This window comes from Bacillus sp. 105MF (assembly GCF_000374885.1).
Lineage (GTDB): Bacteria > Bacillota > Bacilli > Bacillales > Bacillaceae_G > Bacillus_A > Bacillus_A pseudomycoides.
Map to the genome: position 1 here is coordinate 1 of NZ_KB895669.1, position 1,985 is coordinate 1,985.

Below are 1,985 nucleotides of genomic sequence, written 5' to 3' on the forward strand. Positions count from 1 at the left end.
TTAGTGTCGCTACTGTGGATGAGTAAAACTCTCCTTTATGAAAGTCCATATATTGTTATAGGCAATATCAAGGTAGCAGGCTCATAGGAGAAGCCTAACAGTGTATGTACAGATAGGAATGATGGAACGTGGTAAGCTGTCAACACCGAGGGCTTGCATCTCTATGAAGTGGTTCTAGGGAAAACACTAATGATATTAGTTAGATGTATAACCTAGATTTATGGCAGTGAAAGTGGTGGCATAGTACCTATGAAGCGTGTAATGAACGCAGAGGGATAGCCACTAGTCGATTGAAGACTGACAGTTACTTACGGTTAACATGGTTTCGAGTAAGACCAAAGAGATGTAATCCTCCAGAAAGTGAAAGGAGGTTACAGTCCATGTTAAAGAAAACCAAACTAAGACACAGTGAATATTATGACATGCAAAGTAAGTATGACGAGTTATATTCCAGTAGTCTTAACGGTAACAATTTCTACAAATTGATTAATATTATTGGTTCTGAAGAAAATATTCGATTAGCATACCGAAACATTAAAACCAATAAGGGGAGTAAAACTCCTGGAGTTGATAATTTAACCATAAAAGATATTTGGCATTTGAATGATACAAAGATTATTCATGAAGTCAGAAAACGGTTAGGCAATTACAAACCACAAGCGGTTAAGAGAGTTCTCATTCCTAAAGAGGGAAGTGACAAGAAACGACCTTTGGGTATTCCTACAATTTGGGATAGATTGGTGCAACAATCTATTCTCCAAGTATTAGAACCTATTTGTGAAGCAAAATTTCATAACCACAGTTATGGTTTTAGACCGAACAGAAGTACCCACCATGCTCTTAGTAGAGTGGTAAGCCTAATCAACATAGGGCACCAACACTACTGTGTTGACATTGATATTAAAGGTTTCTTTGATAATGTTGACCATGGGAAATTACTAAAACAAATGTGGACGCTAGGAATAAGAGATAAATCTCTCTTATGTGTTATTTCAAAAATCCTAAAATCTGAGATTGAAGGAGAGGGTATCCCCAGTAAAGGGACTCCGCAAGGGGGGATTATTTCTCCCTTACTTTCAAATATCGTACTAAATGAACTAGATTGGTGGGTCAGTAGTCAATGGGAAACCTACAAACCTCATAGAACTTCTACTAAGCATTTAGGATTTCGGCAGTATGCCAAGAAATACACAAATTTAAAATGTGGTTACATTGTACGTTATGCTGATGACTTCAAAATAATGTGTCGAACTTATGAGGAAGCACAACGCTTTTATCATGCGACAGTTGACTTTCTTCAATCCCGCTTGGGATTGGAAATCAGTCCAGATAAGTCTAAAGTGGTTAATCTCAAGAAAAATGCATCAGATTTTCTCGGCTTTAAAATCAAAGTTGTACAACAAGGTAAAGCCAAATTCGGATACATCGCTAAAACCAGTATGTCCGACCAGGCTATTACTAAAACAAAGAGATTGTTGAAAGAGAAAATCAAAGATATTCAAAAAGAACCTACTTCAGAGAGTGTTACCAAGTTTAATATAGCTCTTATTGGTATACAAAATTATTACAAATATGCAGTCACAATTTACATGGATTTAACAGAGGTGAAGTATACTCTTTGGAAAGCCATGAGAGTCAGACTTAGGCACAAAATGAAGCACATGAAATTCTGCAATACATCTGTTAATTTCAAGAAGAAAGCCAAAGGAATACAATCAGATTCTAAGATTTATGTTGTACAAAATACCCCGCTCTTACCAATTACAGGAATGCATCATAAAAATCCGTGGAATTTTTCACAGGATATCTGTAACTACACAGAGAAAGGGCGTAACAAAGTGCATAGTAATCTGAGAGCAATACCAAAAGATGTTCTTAATCAAGTTATGAACACTTACTCGAAGAGTAGAAGTATTGAGTACAACGATAACAGGATATCTAAATACGTTGCCCAATATGGAAAGTGTTATATAACCGGTGAAGAA

The 1,985-nt window shown here is 36.3% G+C and carries 1 protein-coding gene; it reads left to right on the forward strand.

Going from position 1 to position 1,985, the window contains the following annotated elements:
• Positions 1-380 precede the first annotated feature (380 nt).
• On the forward strand, positions 381-1,985 hold a 1,605-nt coding region (gene ltrA / locus C564_RS0131350), incomplete at its 3' end, for a group II intron reverse transcriptase/maturase (protein WP_018768228.1).